Raw genomic sequence first — 25084 nt, forward strand, 5'->3', positions numbered from 1 at the left:
ATGCCAGGCACGAATAATAAAGCGCTACTACCAAGTAATCCAACATTAAAAGATATCAATTGGTATAAAAAACAAATAAATTGGGGAGAGCTGCCGCCTTTTTATCATTTAGTAGCCTCTTCCGTGAGTGAGTCTGAGGGTATATTAGAACATGGTTTTGATAATGCCGTTAAACGTTTAATTGATAAGCGTAACTGGAATCTGGAATTGCTCGGCGGTCATGAAGATTCGCTGGGGGAAATTCACTGCGAACATAAACCCCGTATAGCACTGCACCAAATATTTACAGACCGAGGTTTTGAGTTGTGGGCACTACCTTATGCCAAAGATGTCACGATTGACCAATATATTAAAGATAATCGTTTCATGGAATTTAAAGTATGGGACCCTGTTACCATGCGTAACTTAATTCGCATAAACCAGTTACACAAATTTATTGGCTTCTACTTTGAACGCGGAGACACAGCCGACAAAGCATTAATTCTTCATGCACACAAGACAGTCCATAAAATTATCACTTTTTTACAAAGAGAATTGAACGTTGTAAAGCTTGATGGAGTCACAATAAAAGATTTCTACCAATTATGTGAAAAAGATAGCCGTGCTTGCAGCGATGAAGTTGACATAGCACGAATTATGCTCGGCGATACAACCAGCAAGGAATAAAATGCGAATAAAATCAGCCTTTATAACTGTGTTTCTCGCGCTTATCACCTCAAGCGTTTTATACAGTAAGCCTTTAAAGGCACAAACTAACTTTAAACTCCCTGATTTAGGCACCTCAGCATTACAAGCTTTACCACTGGAAAAAGAGCAAGCAATTGGTGAAGTAATGATGATGCAAATTCGTGGCTCATCACCTGTTGTTAGTGATCCGGTGCTTGATGAGTATTTAACGACGTTAGGAAGAAAGTTAGTAGCAAATGCAAGCGATGTTAGGTTTCCATTTTCATTTTTTTGGATTAACAATCCAGAAATAAATGCATTTGCTTTTTATGGTGGTCATGTCGGTGTACATACTGGCCTAATGGCCCAATCGGATAACGAAAGCCAATTTGCTTCAGTATTAGGCCATGAGATTGCTCACGTAACGCAGCGTCACTTAGCACGGCGTATTCAGCAGCAACAAGATAACAGTGCCATGACTATTGCTGGCATGGTTGCCGGTATTTTAGCAACGATTGTCGCACCTGATGCCGGTATTGCTATCCTTTCGGCCAGTCAAACTCAAGCTGCATTCAGTCAATTAACACATAGCCGCTCGGCGGAACAAGAAGCAGACAGAATTGGTATGCAAACCCTCAATAATGCTGGGTTTGACCCCTATGCATCAAGTGAGTTTTTAACTAAGCTTGCAGCACAAATTCGTTATAAATATAAACCGCCGGCATTTTTACTTACTCACCCATTACCAGAGTCAAGGGTTTCCGATGTGCGTCTGCGTGCGCAGCAATTCGAAAAGCGCCAATATCCCCAGAGCCTCGAATTTAACCTCGCTAAAAGCCGTGTTATAGCACGCTATCACCATAAACCGGTTGATGCAGAAAACCTATTTAGAAAATTGATTAAAGAAAATACCTTTTATAATAGCACCGCGCTTAAATACGGCTTAGGTATCAGTTTGTTAGATCAAAAAAAGTATGAGGAAGCGGCCACCATACTTGATGAACTAATGGCATCTGATCCTAAAAACTTATTTTATATAGATACCCACACTGACTTATTAATAGGTCAGGGTAAAGCCAAAGATGCCGTTAAGTTTTTAGCAAACCTGCATGATAACCGACCTAATAACCAGGTTATTACCTTAAATTATGCTAATGCAGCATTAGAGGCTAAACAATATGATTTAGCTGAGCGCTTGCTAAAATCATTTTTACTTGAAAAACCAGAGCATAATTTAGCGAAGCAATTAATTGCCGACGTTTATAAAAAGCAAGAAAACCTTGCATCCTACCATGAAGCAAACGCTGACGTGCTTGCACAATATGGTGCTTATCTGAAAGCTGCAGATGAAGTACAAAAAGCACTAAACTTTGTTGAACCGCAAGAAGTAATAAAACAACAACGTCTTAAGGCTTTGTTAACTCAATATAGGCAAATGCAAAAAGAACTCGCGAGACTTTAAGTCTCGCTTCTCTTATCTTAAAATAGCACCACTTTATATATTTGGATTTTTACTATGGCTGTTACTATTTATCATAACCCACGCTGCTCTAAATCTCGTGAGACCCTTGCTTTGCTGGAAAAAAATTCTATCGAACCTGAAATTGTTGAATATCTGAAAAACCCACTCAACGCTGAGCAAATTTCCACACTCGTTAATTTACTTGAGCTTGATTCTGCACGCGACATGATGCGCACTAAAGAAGATCTCTACAAAACCTTAGAGCTAAAATCACAAACTAATGAAGAAGCGTTAATAAAAGCAATGGCTGAAAACCCTAAGCTTATTGAGCGCCCCATAGTTATCAATGGAAATAAAGCAGCGATCGGTCGCCCACCTGAAAACGTATTAAGTGTGCTGTAATGCAGCCAAACATCGTTGTACTTTATCACTCTAGCCATGGCTCTGTTGCAGCTATGGCTCATGAAATTGCAGACGCTATAGAGGCACAAGGGGGAAAAGCCCTACTACGCACATTTGTAGCTAAAAACCCTGAAGATATTGTTATTGATAAAGATGAATTGATTCAGTGCGACGGTTTAGCTTTTGGCACACCAACTCGCTTTGGTATGATGGCTTCTCAAGCTAAAACCTTTTGGGAAACTACAAGTGATATATGGCTAAAAGGCCAATTAATAGATAAGCCAGCGTGCGTGTTTTCATCATCCAGTAGTATGCATGGGGGTAATGAAGCGACCTTGTTAAATCTATCATTACCCTTGCTGCATCACGGTATGATGCTTTTAGGTGTTCCATATGAGGTGCCAGAACTATTAGCAACACAATCCGGGGGGACTCCCTATGGGGCTTCACATGTTGCTGGAGCTAATAATAGTAATCAATTAAGTAAAGACGAAATCAAAATATGCCAAAGTGTTGGCCATAGATTAGTTAAAATTACGAGCAAACTAAAATGACAACAGAAACCAAACACCCAATCAGCCCAGAAAAAAAAGCGATAACACTGCGTTTCCAGCGAATCGCCTTATTTGGATATTTTGGTCTTTTAGTGCTTATGCCTATCTGGCTCTTCTTAATTGCGCCGCGCGAAGGACACAGTAATGGGTTTATTTTTGTTGTGTACATTTTGCCTTTATTATTGCCATTAAAAGGTATTTTACAAGATAAACCCTATACCTATGCGTGGGCAAACTTTATTGTTATGTTCTACTTTATCCATGGTTTTACTTTAATATGGGTGGCACAAGAACAGGTGGTTTGGGTGTTGCTAGAACTGTTATTCGCAAGCGCCATGTTTATAGGCTGTACTTATTATGCTCGCCATCGTGGACAAGAATTAGGACTTAAAATACGAAAACTAAAGGATGATTTAGCTGACGAGAAAGCATCTCATGAACAATAGCGTTAAAATTAGCTGATAAATAAAAACCCGCTTTCAAGCGGGTTTTTTAATTTAATAGCCTAAACCCAAGTTAAATAGTTAAACTAAATCGCTAAGCGTAGTCAGGGCAACAATACTTGCCAAACCCAATTGTGCTATCAGGCTTATAAATGAGAAAAAACGTAATATAAATAAACCCCAAGGGTGCTTAACTGCAGGGTACAATGCACATCGCTTAAGGCTCAGCGCAAAGAAAAAGCACACCACAGATAACATAGTTAAACCCAGTGTGAGCTCGCTTTTAATAGCAACTGACTCATCAAAAAAGAAAAATAATTGCAGTGGTAACAATATTGTTACGAGCGCGTGTAACCCATGTACTTTTTTAATGCGATCAAACTGCCCTTCTGGAGAAAGCTCTTTAATACCAAAATCGCGCTCTAAGCATTTAACCAGCGAGGTAGCTTTAATACTTACAGCTAAACGATAGCAACTTAGCCCATCTTTGTTGCGAACACGAAAATCAAAACCCGATTTCAGTAAAAGCACCATTAAAGGTTCGTTCTTGGCTAAAACTGCATAATGTAATGCAGTATTACCTAATTCATCACACTGTTTTTTATCTTGTTTATCGATTAACAGTTGAACTAAATTTACATACCCTTTCTCAACAGCCCACATAAACGCTGTTTTATGGCTTTGATCGCTTAAAGTTCCTGTTGCGCCTTGTTCGATAAAGCGCATCGCCATTGTTTGTTTTGCACTGCAAGAGCTCAAATGAGCAAGTAATGCTTGCTCGAGTAAGTAAGCGGAATCAACATCAGGAGATACTTGCGTTAATAAAGTAAAGTAATCCTTACCAGTGGCCACTTTTTCAGCCGCTAATTTACTTAATAACTCACTATCACTTACTGAGGCTGGAATGAATTGACTAAAACGCTCTCTAAAGTCGACCTCTTTCCATATTGCTAACGCATCCATTGCACTGACTTTGCTACCCGCATTAAGCGCATGCTCAATAACGGTGAAATAACGCTTTGAGAATAAATGACTCAGTAAAGTCAGCGGAGTATCAACCTGAGCTTGTGCTGCAACACTGGCATATTGTTCTAAACGTTGACACATAAGCAATACAAGACTTTCAGATGTGTATTCATTTTCTAGGTAATGATTTTTTGCTGCTGAGATATAATCCTGAGCCTGCTCATCATACTCACTAATGTGTTGAAAAAAGCATTCTTCAAATGGTTCAAGTGGCGAAAACCAAGTTAGGTAATAAATAGGAGGTAATACTGTGGTGCAAACGCCATCATTTTCTTCTGTTGAGCGACATGCAGGCCACGCTTCTAAAGCGTCCAAAATAAATGCCCCGTTTTGCTCAATAAGTCCTTTGACTAACAACGGGTATTCTTTAGGCCAAATGAGTACATTTTCCATTAAATCAACACAACTCCAGTGTTTAAAATGCAGGGTAAAAAGTGAGTGCATAGTTATAACAAGCGAAAACTGACACTGCGCTTAATATCAATTTTATACTTAAGCATTAATCAAAAGTCAGCTTAAATATGAAGGCTTATTCTAACATACCTTGATCACCGCGCTAGACTAAAGAGTGTGAATTTAAAAGAATAATAGAAAACGACAAACTACTTACATCGCTTGTCGTTTTAGGTTGGAGGCTGATTGTATTTACTTATTACTTAACTCTGTTGTTACTTGGGCAAGTCCCACTTCAGAAATACGCTGAATAACTTCTTTTTGCTTCGCACTTAACAACGATATTCCCTCAGCAACTATGTCATAAACTTTCCAGCTACCATCTTTGGCATGACGTAATTTAAAATGAAGATCAATTGTTGGTGCGTTTGGATCTATAATTTGCGTTTTTACCGTGGCAAAATCCCCTGATGCCAATTTATTATCATCTTCGAATTTAATTTCTTGCCCTGTATATTTCATCAAGGCACCTGCATATGTGGTACTCAAATAGTGCTCAACAGAACCTATAAACGCTACTGCTTGGTTGCGATCAATATTTTTTATATGCTTGCCTAACAATTTATAAGAAACAAACTTTACATCCATATGCGGCATTAAATGCTTATTCACAACTGCTTGCATCTCAGCTTGGCTTGCAGTGCCTTGGTTATTCACTTTACTAATTTCACTAAATAACTGATCGCCTACCTCTGTCAATAACTGAACAGGAGAATGCGTTGATTTAGCAAAAAGCGAACCACTAAATAAAATTAGAATTAATAAAAAATAACGACTAAATGATATCATTGTAAATATCCTTAAGATTAACTGAGTGTAATTTACTCGCTTTACATGCCTGTAAAAAGAAACAAAACAGCACATTATTAATGGCGTTTTTGCACCAATTAAATTAATATTTCATAATCAATTAGTTAGATTAGGTTTTTGTTAAATGTAAAATTTGTGAGTTTAGAGCAGCTTGAATTAAACTCGATCATAAAGTTATGAAATACGGTACCAAAAAAACCATCAAACAAACTTTGTATTTACGCTTTCCCCTGCGCTTAAATACCCTGTTATATAAATTCGCTTAATTAAATGAGCTATTTTTAGGATAGAAAAACGAGATGATAGCAAGGCAATAAATTCGCTATTTAGTTGTTCTAAATGAAAATTTATTAACGCAGGTAGCGACACGTTTAGCCCCGCTAAATGATTGAGTATTATTGCGGATTGATATTAGGCATATTAAAAGTGTACCGCTATTTATAGAGGCTGGAATTGGGTTTTCATTAATCTACTACTCTTCATTTGCAAGTAAAAATGTGAGTGCACACTATCAGTTTGAAGTCCAGATATGCATAATTTCTAAAGCGAGTGATTTCAGTATAGGCTTGCGTTATTTATATTACTCTAACTCAGCTTTAAACGGCCTAACCCTAGTCTTGATTTTATCTCCTTATCTTTTGCTAAACGCTTTTAACCTTTAAAATTTTTGATACACTAACACCATTCTTTCATAAGATAAGTAAATGCAATGGAACTCTGGCAAACCCTTATTATATTAATGGTGTTAGCTGTAATTATCGGTAACGTAATGTTATTGAAGCACTCAGCAAAAATAGGCTTTAAAGTACCAAAAAAAGAGACTGAAAAAGAGCAAAAAAAAGACTAATACTGATTTTTAACCTCCTTACTTTGCCCACTTGACACGCGATTTGAATAGATACTAGTCAAAATAAGAGTCTATCGAGCTTTATTGTGAAATAGCTCACTGCTTCAACGACTTTATCTTCACACTACACTTATGCTTTGCCAATATAATAATTCACTGGCGTAAACTTGGCCTGTAATAACTGATAAACCAGAAAAAGCATGCTCTTAACAACTTTAGGTTAAGTATGCATAACCAAACAGCTCTTATTACTCTTCTATTTTTTAGATTAAGAGCATTAATTTAAACAGTAGCTTATCGACAAAACATAAAAGGGATAGCTATTATTTAAGATTGATTTAATCTGATGATTTATTACTGTAAAAAAATTACGACACTCACTGCTAAACCCACTGTTACTTCTCTCTACTCAAACTTGAGGTAAATTCATTATTACAAAATAAACTGTATTAAAAATAAATTTGACAGCGCTGTCAAATTTAATGCTATAGTCATTAATGAGGATATAGATAGAAACACCCTTTAATTTTAGCCATCTAGACGTTGAAGCATCTCGATTAAAGGCGTACTATGTCTAATATCTGTGTAAACCTCACTTTTAGCATGAGAATTTTTAAAGATGATTGATGTAAAACACCTAAAGACCATTGCAACTTTGAAAGAGACTGGCTCATTGGTAAATACGGCCCGTGAACTTTTTTTAACTCAATCTGCTTTGTCACATCAGATCAAAGACCTTGAAAACAAACTCGACTGCCAATTGTTTGAAAGAAAAACGCAACCAGTTCGCTTTACACCCCAAGGTATGTTGCTACTAGAGCTTGCAAATGAAGTACTCCCCCGTGTTGAAGCAACGAAATGCCGTTTAAAAGAGAGCCTGAATCAGCCTATTTCGCAATTGCGCCTTAGTGTAGAGTGCCATGCTTGCTTTCATTGGTTATTACCTACTATAAAAGAGTTCAATAACTTTTGGCCGGATATAAAAGTTGATTACGAACGTGGCTTTAGTTATGACGCTATACCTGACTTACTCAATGAAGAGTTAGATTTAGTGCTTACCTCAGATATTCGCGAGCCTGATAAACTTGAATACGCTCACCTATTCGATTTTAAATTAAAACTGATAGTGGCACCGGATCATGAATTGGCAAAAAAAGCCTATGTGACAGCGCTTGATCTGAAAAATGAAACGATTATTTCGTACCCTATCCCTCGAGAACGACAAGATATTTTCAAACACTTTATCCAAAATGCACGCTTTGATGGCACGCTAAAAAATGTAGATCAAGGTTTGCTAATCTTTCAATTAGTCAGCGCAGGAATGGGTGTGGCAGCTTTACCTGATTGGCTTGTTACTCCCTATGAAAGCCAAGGTTTAATTAAATCTATTCCGCTTGGCGCATTAGGGTTAACGCGTCCAATGTACTTAGCAATGAAAAAAAATATGAAAGATAACCCAGTTTATCGGCATTTTTTAAATACCTGCAAACTAAATAATGGTCGATAAAATCAATCATTCACAGTAGCATAGTCGCTCTTATTATGATGATGTTACTGTGATGTTTGAACTTAAAAAAATCATTGGCTCCATGTTGATGCCTCTCCCATTACTAGGTTTTCTTTGCTTGCTTTGCTTTATGTTTACATTGCGTAATCATAAATTAGCATCAATTGTAGGATTTGTTGTTATAGCGACGCTTCTTTCAATCAGCACACCTTATATCGCACAGAAATTAATTGATCCTAGCTCACAGTTAAAATATGTCTTTAACGTAAAAAAACATCAACAACTGGATAAAATTGTTGTACTTGGGTGTGATGTAAACCCTAATCCAAGACTAACAGCTAATAGCCAATTAGGTAACTGTGCGAAAAGTCGATTAGTCGAAGGACTTCGGTTGGCGCATTATTACCCTAACGCACACCTCATTGTATCTGGTGGTGGTATTGGCAAGGTTACAAACAGTACTTTAATGGCGCAAACCGCTATTAGTTTAGGTGTGAACCTCAAACGTATAAAACAAAATCCAGCCGCAATGGATACAGCAGATGAGGCTAAATTCCTAGCAACAGCATTGGTCGACTATAAAGTAGCCTTGGTTACATCAGCCAGTCATATGAAGCGTGCGAAAGATCTCTTCTACGCACAAGGTATAGACGTTATACCAGCAGCAACTGACTTTTATGACTTTTCCGCTTGGCCAAAGCGCAAACTATTCATCCCAAATGTTGAAGTATTAAAAGCGGTAACCGCTACTTGGCATGAAATAATTGGTCGTACTTGGATTGAGTTACGCCGCTGGATTGATCCACAATCGCTGTAGTGAGAAGGCTACTTTCTTGAAGTAGCCTGAGCAGTGTTTACACTGGATTATCGATATCAATAAAGGTTACATCAAAGCCATGCTCTTGTGACAACAACTCACCAAGGGCTTTGACCCCATAACGCTCTGTCGCGTGATGCCCAGCAGCAAAAAAGTCTATACCTTGTTCACGTGAGCTATGAATTGTCTGCTCAGATGCCTCACCCGTTAAGTAGGCGTCTACACCTTGGCTTGCGGCTAAATCTATGTAGCTTTGGCCGCCACCTGTACACCAAGCAATAGTTTCAATTGGTTTATCACGTACTAGGCTTGTTAACGGCTCACGATTTAGAACCTGGGCAATTTTTTGGCCAAATTGCTCACCCATCATCGGTGTTTTTAAACGCCCTTTAACGGCCACGCTATTATTAACCGGCTCAAGGCCTGTTTCCCACTGCATATCAAGAAGCTCTGCTAACTGCGCGTTATTGCCAATCACAGGGTGCACGTCAAGTGGTAGGTGATAAGCAAATAAATTAATATCATGTGCTAGCAACGCACCAATGCGGCGCTTTTTCATCCCAGTAATGGGTTGTGATTCACCTTTCCAAAAATAGCCGTGATGTACTAAAATCGTATCAGCGCCATGAGCAATCGCTGCATCAATAAGTGCTTGGCTTGCAGTGACACCCGTCACAATTTTTTTAATCTCTTCCTGCCCTTCAACTTGAAGCCCATTTGGGCAAAAATCTTTAATTGAATCCGGTTTTAAGATCTCATTTAATAATTGGTTAAATTCTCTACGCTGCATAATATTTTGCCACCTCTGCATTAGATTTTGTGCAAATTTTGGCGTTTATAACGTCAAAATGGAAGGAAAATCGCAAAAAATTGAAAAGTTCCCCAAAACTAGGTATAAATGTGTATTCTTTATCTGTGTTTACAACGTATAGGGTCTCTGATGAGCAAACTAGACAAAACAGAAGTGTTAAATGCCTTTGAAGCAGCATATGAAGCAGCCAATGGTAAGAAACCTGAAATCACCACTAAACCTGGTTGGTACAGCATCGACGGCGGCAAAAATTTACGCCTTGCAGATGTAGCTGAGTTAACTGAGCAGCTTACTTCTGGTAAAACGGCTGAGCAACCTGCTGCAAAAGCGCCAGCTAAAAAAACTAAAACTAAAACTGCCGCGCCAGCAAAACCAGCTGAGAAAAAAGCACCATTTGCTGTAATAACACCTAACGAAGACGGCTACACAGCCGAAGAGTTATGGATTGTTTACCTAGCTGAAAAAGATCATGACTGTCGCCTACCACGCGGTGTTGTGTAATTTAAAGTAATGCACTTTAAATAAAAAAACCGCTTTTAAGCGGTTTTTTTATGTCTGGCACAATGACAATCATACGGGTAAGTAAAAGCGACTCTCGTCGCTTATTACCAATAATGGCCTGTAGCGTGACTACTTCTGTTCAAAGTACAGTTTATCACGTTGTTTTTGGCCGACTTCATTCATTGTTGCGGCGTTGAATAAACGGCCATTGATCATGGTGTAGTCAACTTTGTCAGTATCACGAATGTTCTCCAGTGGATTACCGTCAATAACCACTAAGTCAGCAAGTTTACCTACCTCAAGTGAGCCAATGTTTTTGTCCAGGCCAATGTATTTAGCAGGATCGAGTGTCGCGGCACGTAGCGCTTCAAGTGGCGTCATGCCGCCTTGTGCAAACATCCAAATTTCCCAGTGAGCAGCTAAACCTTCACGTTGTCCATGCGCACCTAGATTCACTAATACACCTAAATCTTGCAGCTCTTTCGCTACGCGTGCATTATTAAAGTGATTATAGTGATGATCGGGCGCTTTAACGCGGCGCATAGAGCGCGGTAACAATTGGTTTTTCGGCACAAACTTACTTAAACGTGGATGGTTCCACACATCGGTTTTATCATACCAATAGTTTTCACCCCAAATACCACCGTAAGCAACACCTAGCGTCGGTGTATAACCAACGTCACTTTGCGACCAAAGCTGTTTGATATCATCATAAATATTCGCCACTGGAATTGAATGCTCAATCCCTGTGTGGCCATCCACAACCATGGTTAAGTTATGCTGTAATAATGAGCCACCTTCTGGCACCACCATCATTTCAAGCTCACGGCCAGCTTCAATCACTTGTTGACGTTGCTCACGTCGCGGCTGATTGTATGACTTAACACTAAACGCACCCACTTTCTTTAAGCGCTCTAAATGGAACTTAGCATCCTCTAACGAATCAATATGCGAAGTGTAACCTGGCATATTTGCCCCATATAAAATGGTACCCGTTGAGAAAATACGTGGTCCAACGATGGTGCCTGCTTTTTGCATTTCACTGGCAGCAAAAATTTCGGTGGTGTCATTAGATGGATCATGAATAGTAGTCACACCCAATGACAAACCCGCTAGGTTTTTCCAATTTTGCTCAGGAATAATTTCATTGCTACCTTGCGAGCCATGGGCATGGGCATCCACAATACCTGGCATAATGGTTTTACCTGCCACATTAATGACTTGTGCACCTTTAGGGATCGTGACACTATCTGCACTACCAAGTGCTTTGATGTGTTTGCCATCAGTGATCAGTACGCCGTTTTCTATTACTTTGTCGCCTTGCATAGTAATAATACGCGCACCAGTTAATGCAAACATGCCTTTTGGCTCTGCCATTTTTTTGCTAAAGCTGATGTTATCACCGCTTTTTACTTTAAAATCGGCATCATCGGCTTGGTTTATATCAAAAATACCCGCCAAGCTGGCATGATAAAGCTCTGGGCCTAAAGTCCAATAAAGTTTATCACTATTTGCGCTCCAGCTAATACTTTCACCAGCACGAACAGACAATTGCTCAATCGGAAATTGGCTGTCTTTCGGGCCAATATTAATGCTCTTACCATTTTCAACAAGTGGCGTTACAAACACTTTAAAGCGCTCTGCAAACGCTAAGTATTTGCCATTAGGTGAGACTCTAAATTCTGTCGCATGTTTTGATTCATAGAGCTTTTGTACTTTTTTAGAATCAAGGTCAACCACGCTTAAGCTTGGTTTTGGCCACGGGCTCATAACAAAAATACGGTCACTGGTCGCGCCAAATTGCGGCTGATAGCCACTTTTAGTAATTAATTCTGCCTCACCGCCTTTGCTACTCACCGCGTAAATACCAGGGTGTAATGACCAGTCTGGGTTTAAAATACCACCGCCTGACGCTTTACGATAAACCACGGTTTTACCATCCGGGCTAAATGTTGGCTCAACATATTTACCTGGCTCTTGCGTTATGCTCTCACCGCGACCGCTTCGTGCTGATACCACACGAACACTGCCCTGCTCATTATCGTCCCAGGTAACATAAACAATTTTTTTACCGTCACGAGAATACTGCGGGAATAACTCAAAGTGATCATCTTGGCGCGTTAAACGCTTCACCTTGCCAGACTCTAAATCGCGTTTATAAATATGCCCAAGCGCTTCAAAAATAGCTGTTTCACCATCGGGAGACACTTGCACATTACGCAGCATTTTTATATCGAAATCTTCACTATCAATATCTTGTGTAAAACGCACAGCGGTTTGAATTTTTTTATTTGTTTCAACATTAAAAGCGATGTTCTCGACTGACTTATCTTCAACATCGAGTTTATGAATTTTACCACCGGCCCAAAATACCAACTCGTCATTATCCGGTGTCCATGCAATCGTTGGGTAAACACCATGTATCGCCCAGGTTTCTTGCATATCACGTTCAAGCTTGTCGTAAAGTTTGCTGTGCTTGCCTGAGGTTAAGTCATAAACATATAAACTGGTTTGAAAATCATCACGCTTAATATACGCAAGTTTTTTACCATCTGGTGACGGTGTTGGTCTAATAGCCCCACCCATACCGCTGATAATAGTTTCAATTTCACCCGTTTGACGGTCAAAACGTTTAATTTTATAAATACCGGCAACAGAGTCTTTTGAGTAATGGAAGGTTTTACCTGGTGTTGCGTCATGTGAAAAATAGACATAACGTCCATCAGGTGAAAACATTGGCTCACCTAAATCTTTTTGGTCATCAGCACGCTTAGTTAGTTGAACACCTTTGCCCCCTGCTTTATGGTAAAGCCATACTTCACCTGCACCTAATGAGCGTGTTGCAGTAAAGTGCTTACGTGCCACAATATAATCGCCATCAGGGCTCCAAGCAGGGCTATTGAGCAATCTAAAGGTTTCATCGGTAACAGCCGTTTGGTTCTCACCATTTACATCCATTAGCCAAATATTGTCGCCGCCACCTTGATCTGAGGTAAACGCAATGTGTTTCCCATCAGGGCTAAAGCGTGGTTGCATTTGCCAAGCAATATCAGAAGTAAGCTGAGTCGCTTTTCCGCCGCTGATAGGCATAGTGTAAATGTCGCCCAGTAAGTCAAATACTATCGTATCGCCATCAGGGCTCACATCAACGTTCATCCAAGTGCCTTGATCAACGCTTATTGCAGCATCAATAAATTGGCCTTGTGGGGCGTCAACTTGCCATTTTTGCTCATCGGCTTTTTCAGCAGCATGTACATTGGCATTAAGTGCTAATGACACTGATACAGCCAACGCTGTTTGAAGCAGTTTTTTCATCGAATTCTCGCTTGTTCTTGTTGTTTATTAATACGATTGCAACAAAAAGCGAAGCAAGTTACCAGCGATATCTGATAAAGCGTGTTTATTTAGCGGTTAATGCCATTTAATTGGATCAAACTGGTAATAATCCACCAGCATAGTGTAAATTTCCGGGTCGTAGTGGCGCAGCTCACCGGGCTTTTCTAAAAAGGTTTCAGTGATCACTGCAAAAAATTCGGCTTCGTTAGTCGCACCATAACTATGAATAACATGGGGCATACCATAAGCAACATGCGTTTTAAGTTGAGTGTATGCACGGCTAAAAATTCTTGCCCATTCTTTGTAATCACTCGTTTTAGCAAGTATTGGAGTTCCGGTTGTTTTTCCCGTTTCTTGGTCAAGTTGATGAGCAAACTCATGAAACACTAAGTTATGCCCGTCGCTGGGCAAACGGTTTCCTTCAAGTACATCATGCCAGCTTAGTACCAACGTGCCCCCTGGCCAAGACTCCCCTTGGCGCACAGTATTATGATAACTAACAAGGCCTGCATTATCTGTTGAGGTTTGAGGCGCATAATATGCACTGGGATAAAGTAATATCTCTTTTACGTTTTTATAAAGTGGCCATGGTTTATTTAATACAAGCAAACACGCATCTGCGGCAACAATGAGTTTCATTGCATCATTTAACTTTAAACCATCGCAACCAATAAATCGTTTTTCATTTAAAAACCAAATAATATGACGCTCAAGCTTTTCACGGTCTGCATCGGTCATATTTCGATAAATTGGCATATACTTTATTAATAATGCTTTTTGTTGATCGTTTAGATAATTTTCATGATATTTATTGAGCCAGAAACGTTGCTGTAGCTTTGGCCAATTCCAATAAATAGCTACAAATATAACGAGTGCGAAAAGTAATAAAGCGTTTACCATTTTAAGGCTCAATAATGAATTGTTACCTTATAAGTATGCGCGCTTGGTGCATATTTCAATCTATTACTGGCTAAAAATAAAAACACGCTGGTCACTTTTTAGTCTAGGGATTCAATTCGGTTTCTTCCGTTTGCTTTTGCCTGATACAACGCTTTATCAGCCTTTGCAAGGAGTCGATCGTATTCATCAACAGAACGTGAATCAGCCACACCAAAGCTTGCTGTAATCTTTAAATTTGTAGCAATACTTGAAAAGTCATAATTCGCAATCTGTTCACGTAATTGTTCGCAATCCTTTTGTGCTTGCTCTATGGATTTGTTTGGCATAAGCAGCGTAAACTCTTCCCCGCCCCACCGCGACACTTGGTATTCATTATCGTCACAGCACTGCTGAAGAATATTAGCCACCACGCAAATCACTCTATCGCCAACAATATGAGACCAGTTGTCGTTTATCCGCTTAAAATAATCAATATCAACAATTACTAACGCTAAAGGTTTATCTGTTTGTTTGAAGTCATTAAAGTTTTCTGCAAGCCAATCATCAAAAGCGCGCCGATTAGGTATACCTGTTAATTGGTCATGAGTGGCTTGGTGAGCGAACGCCTCATTTTGAGCTTGCAGCGCAAACGTTTGCTGATCGACCCTTTCGGTTAATCGTTTCTCAATCTTTTTGTAGTGATACAATCTATATTTATAAAGACCAAAACAAATTAGTAATAAAGTTATAAATACCACTAATTTAAAGCTCATTTTTTGCCAAAAATAAGGCTTTATCTCAAAAGTGATTGCCTTTGGATTATCTTGCCAAGGTGAATTGGGGTAACTTGAGCGCACCATAAAAGTATATTTACCAGGCGCAAGGTTTGTATATTCGGTGATATTGAGTTTATGACGATCAACCCATTTATCGTTATAACCTAGCAATTTAGTTTGAAACTTAAGCCTTTGCGACATAATAAAGCTCAAACCAGCGTAGTGAAATGACACCCTATCAGAACCTGGTGGCAGCTCAATTAAGTCATCCTGGCTGCTGATATTCATTGTTTTGCCATCAACGACAAGTGACTCAATGATTGTAGGTAATGCAAGCTGAGAAGCACGCTTTAAACGCTCTGGCATAACACTCGCTGCACCATTTGCAGTAGCAAACCAAACACTGCCATCATTATGTAACGTGGCAGCAGGGCTCGATCCACCATTCGCTTGAGCACTGAGCATCCCATCGCCTTCATCATAGAGTTGATACTGTAATACGTCCGAATTTTTATTATCTAAAAAATCATTGACTTGCTGTTGTTTAATTTGAATGATGCCACGGTTACTAGAAAGCCAAAATAAGTCCCCTTGTGCAACAAGTTGAAATAACTTGTCAACGGGCAACCCCTGCTCTCTACCGAGCATATCAATTTGACCTGTTTCAATATTAAAGCGGATCAGCCCTCGGTCTGTCGTCATCCACATATTATTGTTTTGACTATAAAAGCCGAATGCGTATTCTGCATTAAATTTTCGCGGGAATTGCTGCCCTTTAAATTTACCAAGGGAGTCATTAAACATAGCAACCCCGACTCCTGTACCAACCCAAATATTGCCATTAGCGTCTTGCGCTAATGCCATAATAAAGTCGCCTGGGAGTCCTTCGTCGGTAGTAAATTGAGTAATGGAGCCATCCGTTTCTATTCGCGTCAATCCCGAGGCAGTACCTGCCCATAAACGCTGTTTATTATCAAACAGTAATGCTCTGACTTCATTACTTGCAAGCCCTCCATCACGGTTTAGAACAGGGTGGATCTTGTCGTCCACAACACGCAATATTCCTGAGGTATAAGTGCCTATCCACACGCCAGCGGAGTCATCTTCCACCAAACTTAATACAGATACTGGTCTAGTTTGATTAGTGACTGAATAACTTTGAACTTTATCACCTTTTATACGGTTCAAGCCTGAACTACTACCCACCCACATACTGCCATCAGAATGTGAAAGCACCGCCCGAATATAATTACCACTTAGCCCACGTTTTTTTGTCCACACTGAGAAGGGGGCTTCACGTAAACGGAACAATCCTCCATTTGTTCCAACCCAAATACTTCCTTCCCTATCTTGCAGTAGTGACAAAGTTCTATTAGCGGGTAATCCGGCCTCAGAGTCTAGCTGCTCTAACCCCAGAGAGCTCAGTCTAAATAAGCCTTTATTAATAGTCCCTAGCCACAGATCATTATTATTGTCTTCTAACAGGCTTGAAACTGACTCACCATCAAGGTCTGTATGGACTGCCTCAAACTTGTTGTCTACTAAACGCCATGCTCCTTTTTCTCCACCTACAATAAGTTGACCTTGGCGAGTTAATAACAGCGTATAAATAGAGCTTATGGGTAAACCTTGATCTGGGGTAATAAGTTGCGGCTCTTTATCTTTTATCCGGTATAAACCTTCACTGGTAGCAGCCCAAATTACTGATTTACTATCTTGTATTAAACGATAAACACTTAAGTTTATTAATAGGTGGGATTCATGATTGGTTGTTTTGTCGCGAAGTACTAGCCCTTTACCTTCAAGTCCTAGCCATACTTCTGAAGGAGTCGGGGTTAAAATATGATTAACCATCGCCTGTGCATTGGGTGATGTTTTCCATTGTCCATTCTTTAAATGGCTTATACCACCACGAGCCCCTACAATGTACAAACTACCATCAGGTTCAGCTGAAAGGCTGCGTAATCCTGAGTCGGGTAATCCTTCAATTTCGGAGCGTGTAAACAACTTAAAATCTCGGCCATTAAAACGAGCGAGACCTTCCCATGTTGCTATCCAAATATAACCGTCTGATGTTTGTGCAACGCTATTAATACTATTATGAGGTAGGCCAGTGCGCGTATTCCATGTCTCTGAAAAATAATCATTGAGTGGGAGTCGCGTATTTTCGGCTGCAATACAGGTAAATTGAACTATACAGAAAAAAAATAAACTGATCCGCTTCATCATATAAACGCCTTTTGAGCACACCAAGCCAAGTATTTAGTCGTAACAAGAACAGCAATTCATTCTTTATTATGACTAAATTGTCATTATTATTGTCTACTTAGCATTCATACTAGCATAGTATTAATTTTATTTTCATTACCTAAATAGTATCGCTTATTTTTTATGCATCGTTTGACAGTATTGAGCAATACAATTTTGAAAATACTCAATAAAACGTGCCACGTGTAAACCATCCATCAATGCATGATGAACATCAATCGATAGCGGCATTTTACCTGTTTCTTTGTTGTATTTACCAAACACTAACTTAGGTATACCCATGCTTTTACCATGAGAATATGCATGTGAGAAACTAGTAAAATCGAGCCATGGTAATACTGAAACATGGATTAAATCAGCTTGACCTTCAGTATCAGCAAAGGCATCTGAAAATAAGGGAGCTACTTTGGTCTGACTACTAACTTTTTGTATATGTTCACTAAAATCAGCAAACTGCTGCTTGAGTGAAAAATAGCTAAATCGAAAAGTCTCATCAGATGCCAGTTCAACAACACTTGCTCGAGCACTGTCAAGTTGCCAAGGAGCGTCATTTATTATTCGCTGTAACATAGGTGGGTATTGATGGCAGGCACGTAACACTAAAAAAATATAACTTTGAAAAAATGACTGTTGGCTAGATTTACAAAAATTAAATAGTTGCTTTGCGTCAATATGCACGCATACATTAAAATAAGGTTGGCTAAAGTCTTTAAAAAGCGAGAAATGTTGGCTACGAGGCCACGTATCTAAATTAATGGCTGTCATGATAGGTTACACGTCGTGATATTTATCAATAGCGTAACTAAGTTAAAAGACAAAGCAAAGGTGTAAATGCACACCTTTGCTTTAATAATAAATTAAAGACCGTTTGTAATGATCTCTTGCGCTAATTCATCCGCAATTATATGCGTTGATTTTTGTTCTTTTTCGCTACGAGCAAAAATTTCAGCCAAGGTAGTAAAAATACCTTCAACATGCTTATTCGATGCTTCAACTGAGTAACCTTCTGGCGCAGTTTCATAATACACATTAATAATACCACCTGCATTTATCACGTAATCTGGAGCATATAAAATCCCCTTTTCACGAATAATCTCCCCGTGACGTGACTCAGCTAGTTGATTATTAGCACACCCGGCAATGATTGTCGCTTTAAGGCGCGGGATAGTAATATCATTAACGGTTGCACCTAATGCACACGGCGCATATACATCAACATCTAAATCATAGATGTCATCAATGCCAACGGCTGTAGCTGCAAAGTCGTTAACAACTCTATCGATTGCAGCTTGATTTATATCAGTTACAAATAACTTTGCGCCCGCTTCATGTAAATGTTTACACAAACCGTAAGCAACAGCACCTAAACCTTGCACAGCTACTTTAATGCCACTTAAATCTTGATGCCCGCGTTGGTGCTGTAAAGCTGCTTTGATACCTAAGAATGTACCGTATGCAGTAAATGGTGATGGGTTACCACTTTTACCTTCAAGGCCAAGAACATAGTTTGTTTCTTTGTTCATGATAGCCACGTCAGCACAAGTAATATTTACATCTTCTGCAGAGTAATAACTTCCGTTTAAACGCTCTAATTGACGACCAAACGCACGAAAGAGTTGCTCTGATTTTATTTCTTTTGCATTACCAATTATGACTGACTTACCACCACCAAATGGGAGGCGAGCTACTGCATTTTTATATGTCATACCTTTGGATAAACGAAGAGCATCAACTACTGCATCGTCATCATTGGCATAATCCCACATTCTACAGCCACCAACAGCAGGACCTAAATTAGTATTGTGAACGGCAATGATGGCACGTAGGCCTGATTCTTTATCTGAACAAAAAACCACTTGTTCGTGGTTATCAAAGTCAACTTGATTAAACACAGCCACTTTATTTTACTCCGAAATTTATAACCCGTGAGAGGGTATGCGCGCTGAAATTGTCGAGACTTTATCACTTAGCAATGACCCTGACCACTATATGAGATGATAAAACCAATCAAAATCACTAAGCATCATAAACTCGCTTCGCAAAACACAATAAAAAGCTAATTAATGCAGCTTTAATGCATTTTTAAAATATATTATGCGAATTATATATTATATGAGTCTTTTCGCTTTACGTTAACATAAAAGCCAGAATCACTGTAAAGTAATTATTACAACTTGGTAATGTGGAATACTTCTTTAATAATAAGGGGTTGAAGAGTTTATAAAACGAGGAGGTGAACTGGTCAGATGTGATAGCGGTCTATGGTCACCCACAAATACCGCTATCACAGTGGCAAATTACTTTAATTTACCGTCAAGTTCTTCAATTTTAGCTTTCCAAATTGCAGGACCTTGCGTATGCGCATTCGCACCTTCGCTATCTACAGCAACTGTAACTGGCATATCTTCTACTTCAAATTCGTAAATAGCTTCCATACCTAAGTCTTCAAATGCCACCACGCGGGCTTTTTTGATTGCTTTAGATACAAGGTAAGCAGCGCCACCAACAGCCATTAAATAAACTGATTTATTGTTTTTAATAGACTCAACTGTCGCAGGACCACGCTCAGCTTTACCTATCATGCCGATAATGCCGGTTTTCTCTAACATCATGTCGGTAAATTTATCCATGCGCGTTGCAGTTGTTGGGCCTGCAGGGCCTACCGCTTCATCACGAACCGCATCAACTGGGCCTACGTAGTAAATAAACTTATTATCAAAATCAACGCCTTCAGGTAAGCCTTCACCCGAGTTAATCATATCTTGCAAGCGCTTATGGGCGGCATCACGACCCGTTAAAATGGTGCCTGATAACAACACAGTTTCACCCATTTTCCATTCTTGGGTGTCTTCTTTGGTTAGAGTATTGAGGTCAACACGACGAGTGCCTTCACCCACTTCAAACGTCACTTCAGGCCAATCTTCAAGCTTAGGCGCTTTTAAATTCGCGGGACCTGTCCCATCAAGGGTAAAATGAACGTGACGAGTAGCAGCACAGTTAGGGATCATAACCACAGGTTTTGATGCTGCATGAGTAGGCGCCGTTTTAATTTTTACATCAACAACCGTCGTTAAACCGCCTAAGCCTTGTGCACCAATACCTAATTTATTTGCACGTTCAAAAATGTCTAAACGCATTTTCTCTTCGGTCGTTTCTGCACCACGTTCCATCAACTCATGAATATCAACAGGGTCCATAAGTGACTCTTTAGCTAACACTGCCGCTTTTTCAGCAGTACCGCCAATGCCTATTCCGAGCATACCTGGCGGACACCAGCCTGCCCCCATAGTTGGTAAGGTTTTTTCAACCCATGCAGCCACATCGTCAGATGGGTTTAACATTACCATTTTAGTTTTATTCTCTGAACCGCCGCCTTTTGCAGCGACCATTACTTCCACTTCGCCGCCAGGTACTAAATCTATATGAACAACAGACGGTGTATTATCTTTAGTATTTTTACGAGTACCAGCAGGGTCTGCAACAATTGAAGCACGAAGAGGGTTATCTGGGTTTAAATATGCACGGCGTGTACCTTCATCAACCATTTGCTGTACGGTTAAATCTGTTTTATCCCACTTAACATCCATACCTACTTTAACAAAACAAGTAATAATACCGGTATCTTGGCAAAGTGGGCGCTTGCCCTCTGCTGACATACGAGAATTAATTAAAATTTGTGCAATGGCATCTTTGGCTGCTTTACTTTGTTCTTTGTTATAAGCTTTTTCTAATGCTTGAACAAAATCAAGAGGGTGATAAAACGAAATATATTGCAATGCATCTTCAATGCTATCAATAAAGTCTTGCTGACGAATTGTACTCATAGGGGTTCCTTAAGTTACCTTTACGCGATTAACACGTAACTTAGACCAAACCGGTGACGGTGGTTTGCAAAGCGCTTTGGCAACATCACTAAATGCTGCCAAAAAATTTTAACTTATGATACCCTCCCAGCCCGTTTCGAGCCAGTCATTCAGGGTAAAAAATAGATGATAAAACAACACAAAACCTGTATTCAATTAGACATATCGCTCAACTGCGTAGAGGTTTTTAGCCATTTAGCTCATTTACCGTATGCAATGCTGCTTGATTCGGCAAACAGCGATCATGTAAATAGTCGATACGATATCATTGTCATAGCGCCAACTAGGCGCTTAGAAGTTAAAAATAATCAGACGTACCTTGATGATGAAGCAATCACTGATGACTGTTTTACGATCCTGCAAAAAGAACTGGATAAATTCGACACCAGTAAAGTGACACCTGCATTGCCTTTTAGTGGCGGCTGGCTTGGCTATTTTGGGTATGATTTAGGTCGCGTTATTGAACGTATATCAGTACAAGCGATAAATGATATAGATATGCCACAGCTCGCTGTAGGGCTATACCCTGACGCGCTTATCTATGACAAGCAAAAAAGCTGTTGGTTTTATGTGGCTCAACCTAATATCGACAGGCTCTCTCTTTACCTATCTGCTTTAAAAGAAGAAAAGCAGCAAAGACAGCCTTTTAAGATAACCGAAAATTGGTTATCAAATATGACAGCAGAACAATACACTAATAAATTTGAAAAGATTCAAGCCTATTTAAAAAGCGGTGATTGCTATCAGATAAATCTCGCACAACGCTTTTCTGCACAATATCAAGGTGCGCCTTGGCAAGCATACTGCACTTTAAGAGAGGCTAATAAGGCTCCTTTTTCAAGCTTTATTAATCACCCTGATGGCGCAATCATTTCTATTTCACCCGAGCGTTTTATTTCAGTAAATAACGGCCATGTTGAAACTAAACCAATTAAAGGGACTCTACCCCGTCGCGAAGACGTCACTGAAGACCAGCAGCAAGCCACTCGTTTACAAAACTCTGAAAAAGATCGCGCTGAAAATGTCATGATTGTCGACTTACTGCGCAACGACCTTGGTAAAGTAGCAAAGCCAGGCAGCGTAAAAGTCCCTTCATTATTTGCTATCGAAAGCTTTCCAGCAGTTCACCATCTTGTAAGCACAGTAACCGCACAATTAGCGGATGACAAAACCGCGGTTGACCAATTAAAAGCCGCATTTCCAGGCGGCTCTATTACTGGCGCGCCCAAAATTCGTGCGATGGAAATTATAGAAGAATTAGAGCCCCACCGCCGCAGTATTTATTGTGGTTCAATTGGATATTTAAGTGCCTGCGGTAATATGGATACCAGTATTACTATTCGTACCCTCGTGTGCCACAAACAACATATTTACTGTTGGGCTGGGGGTGGTATTGTTGCCGACTCGCAAGCGGACTTGGAATACCAAGAAACATACGATAAAGTAAATAAAATACTCCCACTACTGAAGTAAAATACCGTGAACAGCCAACAAATACTGGCCCGTTTTCAACTGAGTGTTGCTGCAAATGCCCAGCCATTAATTGCACACCCACATAAAACACGACGTGCCAGTGCTGTTATGTTGCCTTTAATTGACATCCAAAACAGTGCTCATATTTTACTATGTAAACGCCCCAGCTATTTAAAGCACCACCCAGGGGAAATTTGTTTGCCTGGGGGAAAACGCGAATTAAACGACAAAAATTTACGCCATACTGCACTACGTGAATTATATGAAGAGCTCAATATTGGCGAATCACAAATTAACGTTGTAGGGCAGCTTCCTGAATATTCAACCTTAACAGGGTTTACTATTACACCCTTTGTTGGCGTATTAACTCCCCAAACGCAATGGCTTAACGATCCCAATGAAGTTGCAGAAAGCTTTTTAATTCCTATTAGTGCATTAATTGACACAAAGAATTGGCAACCTTTAGCTTTTCAACGGTTTGGCAAAATCATTACTCTTGAAGGATTTTCGACTGAACACGGGCTGCTCTGGGGCGCCACTGCAAGCATAATAAAAAACTTTACCATGCAACTAGCCATACCAGTTTAAAACCGTGCTGCAAATGGTTACAAGCACACAATTACACGTTATCATATCCGCCCGTTCAGAGGCAGCAGTCGTGCTGAGTAAAAAGTAGAGAAAATATATGATCAGTGCATTTGATATGTTTAGTATTGGCATTGGGCCGTCGTCATCTCACACCGTCGGACCTATGCGCGCATCGCGTTTATTTGTTAACGAATTACAACAACAAAACCTGTTAACCGATATTACGAGCGTCAAAGTTGAGTTATACGGCTCACTGGGTCAAACAGGCATTGGCCATGGCTCGGGTAAAGCCGTTATTTTAGGGTTAGCAGGGTACGATCCTGAGACTATCGACGCCGATTTAGTCGATGACATTCTTGCTACCATTGAAAACGAACAGGTTATTTATCTTAATAAAACTCACAAAGCTAAATTCCCCAAGCAAGGTGCCATTGTTTTTCACCGTCGTAAAACATTACCTAAGCACTCTAATGCAATGGAAATTATTGCCTACAAAGAGTCAGAGCGTGTTTACAGCAAAGTGTACTATTCAATTGGTGGTGGCTTTATCGTTAGTGACGAAGAGTTTGATAACGAAAAACAAGCAGCATTAGATATTCGCGAGCAAAACCCAGCACCTTATCCGTTTGAAACAGCCAAAGATCTGCTCGAGATGTGTAAAGAGTCGGGTTATAGCGTTTCAACTTTAATGATGAAAAATGAAAAGACGCTGCGTAGTGAAGACGAAATAAAAGACGAATTATTCAATATTTGGCAAGTAATGAAAGCCTGCATTGAACGTGGCATGCGCACTGAAGGCATCTTACCCGGTGGCTTAAAAGTAAAACGCCGCGCCCCTAGCCTTCATCTAAAACTGAATGTAGAAGTAAGTAATGATCCATTAAGAGCCATGGATTGGGTTGATTTATTTGCCCTAGCAGTAAACGAAGAAAACGCAGCCGGTGGGCGCGTTGTAACTGCACCAACAAACGGCGCAGCAGGAATATTGCCAGCAGTATTAATGTATTATCACACATTCATTAAAGAAGTTGACCGTGATATTGCCACTCGCTACCTTTTAACCGCAGCCGCAATTGGTATTTTATATAAAAAGAATGCCTCAATTTCCGGTGCTGAAGTGGGTTGCCAAGGTGAAGTAGGCGTAGCCTGCTCTATGGCCGCTGGTGCATTAACAGAAATTGTTGGCGGTAATGTAGTTCATGTTGAAAACGCGGCTGAAATTGGCATGGAACATAACCTAGGTTTAACCTGTGACCCAGTAGGCGGCTTAGTACAAGTGCCGTGTATTGAGCGTAATGCTATGGGGGCAATTAAAGCTATTAATGCTTCACGCCTTGCAATTCGTGGTAGTGGTGAGCAGAAAGTGTCTTTGGATAAAGTCATTAAAACCATGCTTGATACCGGTAATGACATGAAAACAAAATACAAAGAAACAGCCCGCGGTGGTTTAGCAGTAAATATAATCGAGTGTTAAATTTTAGCCATAAAAAAAGCCGCAATTTTGCGGCTTTTTTTATGGCAATAAATGTCTTGTCCTGAAATGTGTTTACACATTTAGGACTTATTTATGAAGACCACCGAAACTAAAGGCACTAAGCGTAC

Annotated in this window: 22 protein-coding genes; 13 read left to right on the forward strand and 9 right to left on the reverse strand. The window is 39.9% G+C overall.

All coding sequences use genetic code 11. The annotated features are described in order from the left end of the window. The 5 genes from ACHUE3_RS07280 to ACHUE3_RS07300 are packed head-to-tail and all read left to right on the forward strand — an operon-like array spanning nt 1 to nt 3530. Nucleotides 1-666, forward strand: a complete 666-nt coding sequence (locus ACHUE3_RS07280; protein ID WP_394191583.1) for a hypothetical protein — start codon at nt 1-3, stop codon at nt 664-666. A gap of 1 nt (nt 667) precedes the next feature. After that, nucleotides 668-2128, forward strand: a complete 1461-nt coding sequence (bepA, locus tag ACHUE3_RS07285; RefSeq protein WP_394191585.1) for a beta-barrel assembly-enhancing protease — start codon at nt 668-670, stop codon at nt 2126-2128. A 54-nt stretch (nt 2129-2182) separates the two neighbouring features. Then, complete coding sequence (arsC, locus tag ACHUE3_RS07290) at nt 2183-2530, forward strand: arsenate reductase (glutaredoxin) (protein WP_394191587.1); 348 nt, start codon at nt 2183-2185, stop codon at nt 2528-2530. Then, nucleotides 2530-3084, forward strand: coding sequence for an NAD(P)H:quinone oxidoreductase (gene wrbA, locus ACHUE3_RS07295; RefSeq protein WP_394191589.1), 555 nt, complete (start codon nt 2530-2532; stop codon nt 3082-3084). Before arsC ends, wrbA begins: the two co-directional genes overlap by 1 nt. Further along, nucleotides 3081-3530 (forward strand): DUF2069 domain-containing protein, encoded by a 450-nt coding sequence (locus ACHUE3_RS07300; RefSeq protein ID WP_394191591.1) that lies wholly within the window; start codon nt 3081-3083, stop codon nt 3528-3530. The genes wrbA and ACHUE3_RS07300 overlap by 4 nt, the downstream gene beginning before the upstream one ends. Nucleotides 3531-3608: 78 nt before the next feature. Here ACHUE3_RS07300 and ACHUE3_RS07305 read toward each other — a convergent pair whose 3' ends face one another. Both ACHUE3_RS07305 and ACHUE3_RS07310 read right to left on the reverse strand, forming a co-directional pair. Next, complete coding sequence (locus ACHUE3_RS07305) at nt 3609-4946, reverse strand: ankyrin repeat domain-containing protein (RefSeq protein ID WP_394191593.1); 1338 nt, start codon at nt 4944-4946, stop codon at nt 3609-3611. 252 nt (nt 4947-5198) lie between these two features. Beyond that, nucleotides 5199-5795 carry an MlaC/ttg2D family ABC transporter substrate-binding protein gene (locus tag ACHUE3_RS07310; protein ID WP_394191595.1) on the reverse strand — a complete coding sequence of 199 codons (597 nt, stop codon included), beginning with the start codon at nt 5793-5795 and terminating at the stop codon, nt 5199-5201. Between the two features lie 419 nt (nt 5796-6214). Here ACHUE3_RS07310 and ACHUE3_RS07315 point away from each other — a divergent pair, with 419 nt between their 5' ends. The 4 genes from ACHUE3_RS07315 (at nt 6215) to ACHUE3_RS07330 (ending at nt 8987) form a co-directional block, all read left to right on the forward strand. Further along, nucleotides 6215-6478: an acyloxyacyl hydrolase gene (locus ACHUE3_RS07315; RefSeq protein WP_394191597.1), complete on the forward strand. Its 264-nt coding sequence runs from the start codon at nt 6215-6217 to the stop codon at nt 6476-6478. Between the two features lie 47 nt (nt 6479-6525). Then, nucleotides 6526-6663: a DUF2897 family protein gene (locus tag ACHUE3_RS07320; protein WP_394191599.1), complete on the forward strand. Its 138-nt coding sequence runs from the start codon at nt 6526-6528 to the stop codon at nt 6661-6663. A gap of 619 nt (nt 6664-7282) precedes the next feature. Beyond that, on the forward strand, nt 7283-8170 hold the full coding sequence (locus ACHUE3_RS07325) for a LysR substrate-binding domain-containing protein (RefSeq protein WP_058558405.1): 888 nt from the start codon (nt 7283-7285) through the stop codon (nt 8168-8170). Nucleotides 8171-8222: 52 nt separating this feature from the next. After that, on the forward strand, nt 8223-8987 hold the full coding sequence (locus tag ACHUE3_RS07330; protein ID WP_394191601.1) for a YdcF family protein: 765 nt from the start codon (nt 8223-8225) through the stop codon (nt 8985-8987). A gap of 37 nt (nt 8988-9024) precedes the next feature. On the opposite strand, the gene ACHUE3_RS07335 is transcribed toward ACHUE3_RS07330, so the two are convergent. Beyond that, a complete protein-coding gene (locus tag ACHUE3_RS07335; RefSeq protein ID WP_394191603.1) occupies nt 9025-9777 on the reverse strand; it encodes a Nif3-like dinuclear metal center hexameric protein in 753 nt (250 codons plus the stop codon). Between the two features lie 150 nt (nt 9778-9927). On the opposite strand from ACHUE3_RS07335, the gene ACHUE3_RS07340 reads away from it, so the two are divergent. After that, nucleotides 9928-10299: a hypothetical protein gene (locus ACHUE3_RS07340; RefSeq protein WP_394191605.1), complete on the forward strand. Its 372-nt coding sequence runs from the start codon at nt 9928-9930 to the stop codon at nt 10297-10299. 129 nt (nt 10300-10428) lie between these two features. Here the strand turns inward: ACHUE3_RS07340 and ACHUE3_RS07345 are convergent, their stop codons facing one another. From ACHUE3_RS07345 to ACHUE3_RS07370, 6 genes are all read right to left on the reverse strand, one after another. After that, entirely contained in the window at nt 10429-13614 is a 3186-nt protein-coding gene (locus tag ACHUE3_RS07345) for an amidohydrolase family protein (RefSeq protein ID WP_394191607.1), read from the reverse strand. Nucleotides 13615-13710: 96 nt separating this feature from the next. Beyond that, nucleotides 13711-14535: a M90 family metallopeptidase gene (locus ACHUE3_RS07350; protein ID WP_394191609.1), complete on the reverse strand. Its 825-nt coding sequence runs from the start codon at nt 14533-14535 to the stop codon at nt 13711-13713. Nucleotides 14536-14633: 98 nt separating this feature from the next. Then, nucleotides 14634-17519: a diguanylate cyclase gene (locus tag ACHUE3_RS07355; RefSeq protein WP_394191611.1), complete on the reverse strand. Its 2886-nt coding sequence runs from the start codon at nt 17517-17519 to the stop codon at nt 14634-14636. 153 nt (nt 17520-17672) lie between these two features. Continuing rightward, the gene (locus ACHUE3_RS07360; protein WP_394191613.1) at nt 17673-18323 is read right to left on the reverse strand and encodes a CatA-like O-acetyltransferase; all 651 of its coding nucleotides are present in this window, start codon (nt 18321-18323) and stop codon (nt 17673-17675) included. 92 nt (nt 18324-18415) lie between these two features. Continuing rightward, nucleotides 18416-19456, reverse strand: coding sequence for a Leu/Phe/Val dehydrogenase (locus ACHUE3_RS07365; protein ID WP_394191615.1), 1041 nt, complete (start codon nt 19454-19456; stop codon nt 18416-18418). 399 nt (nt 19457-19855) lie between these two features. Next, nucleotides 19856-21382 carry a fumarate hydratase gene (locus ACHUE3_RS07370; protein ID WP_394191617.1) on the reverse strand — a complete coding sequence of 509 codons (1527 nt, stop codon included), beginning with the start codon at nt 21380-21382 and terminating at the stop codon, nt 19856-19858. A gap of 165 nt (nt 21383-21547) precedes the next feature. Between ACHUE3_RS07370 and pabB the strand changes: the two genes are divergently transcribed. From pabB to ACHUE3_RS07385, 3 genes are all read left to right on the forward strand, one after another. After that, nucleotides 21548-22894: an aminodeoxychorismate synthase component I gene (pabB, locus tag ACHUE3_RS07375; RefSeq protein WP_394191619.1), complete on the forward strand. Its 1347-nt coding sequence runs from the start codon at nt 21548-21550 to the stop codon at nt 22892-22894. Nucleotides 22895-22900: 6 nt separating this feature from the next. Next, a complete protein-coding gene (locus ACHUE3_RS07380) occupies nt 22901-23482 on the forward strand; it encodes an NUDIX hydrolase (protein ID WP_394191621.1) in 582 nt (193 codons plus the stop codon). A 97-nt stretch (nt 23483-23579) separates the two neighbouring features. Beyond that, complete coding sequence (locus ACHUE3_RS07385; protein ID WP_394191623.1) at nt 23580-24956, forward strand: L-serine ammonia-lyase; 1377 nt, start codon at nt 23580-23582, stop codon at nt 24954-24956. Nucleotides 24957-25084 lie beyond the last annotated feature (128 nt).

This window comes from Pseudoalteromonas atlantica, from assembly GCF_043641955.1.
GTDB lineage: Bacteria > Pseudomonadota > Gammaproteobacteria > Enterobacterales > Alteromonadaceae > Pseudoalteromonas > Pseudoalteromonas atlantica_A.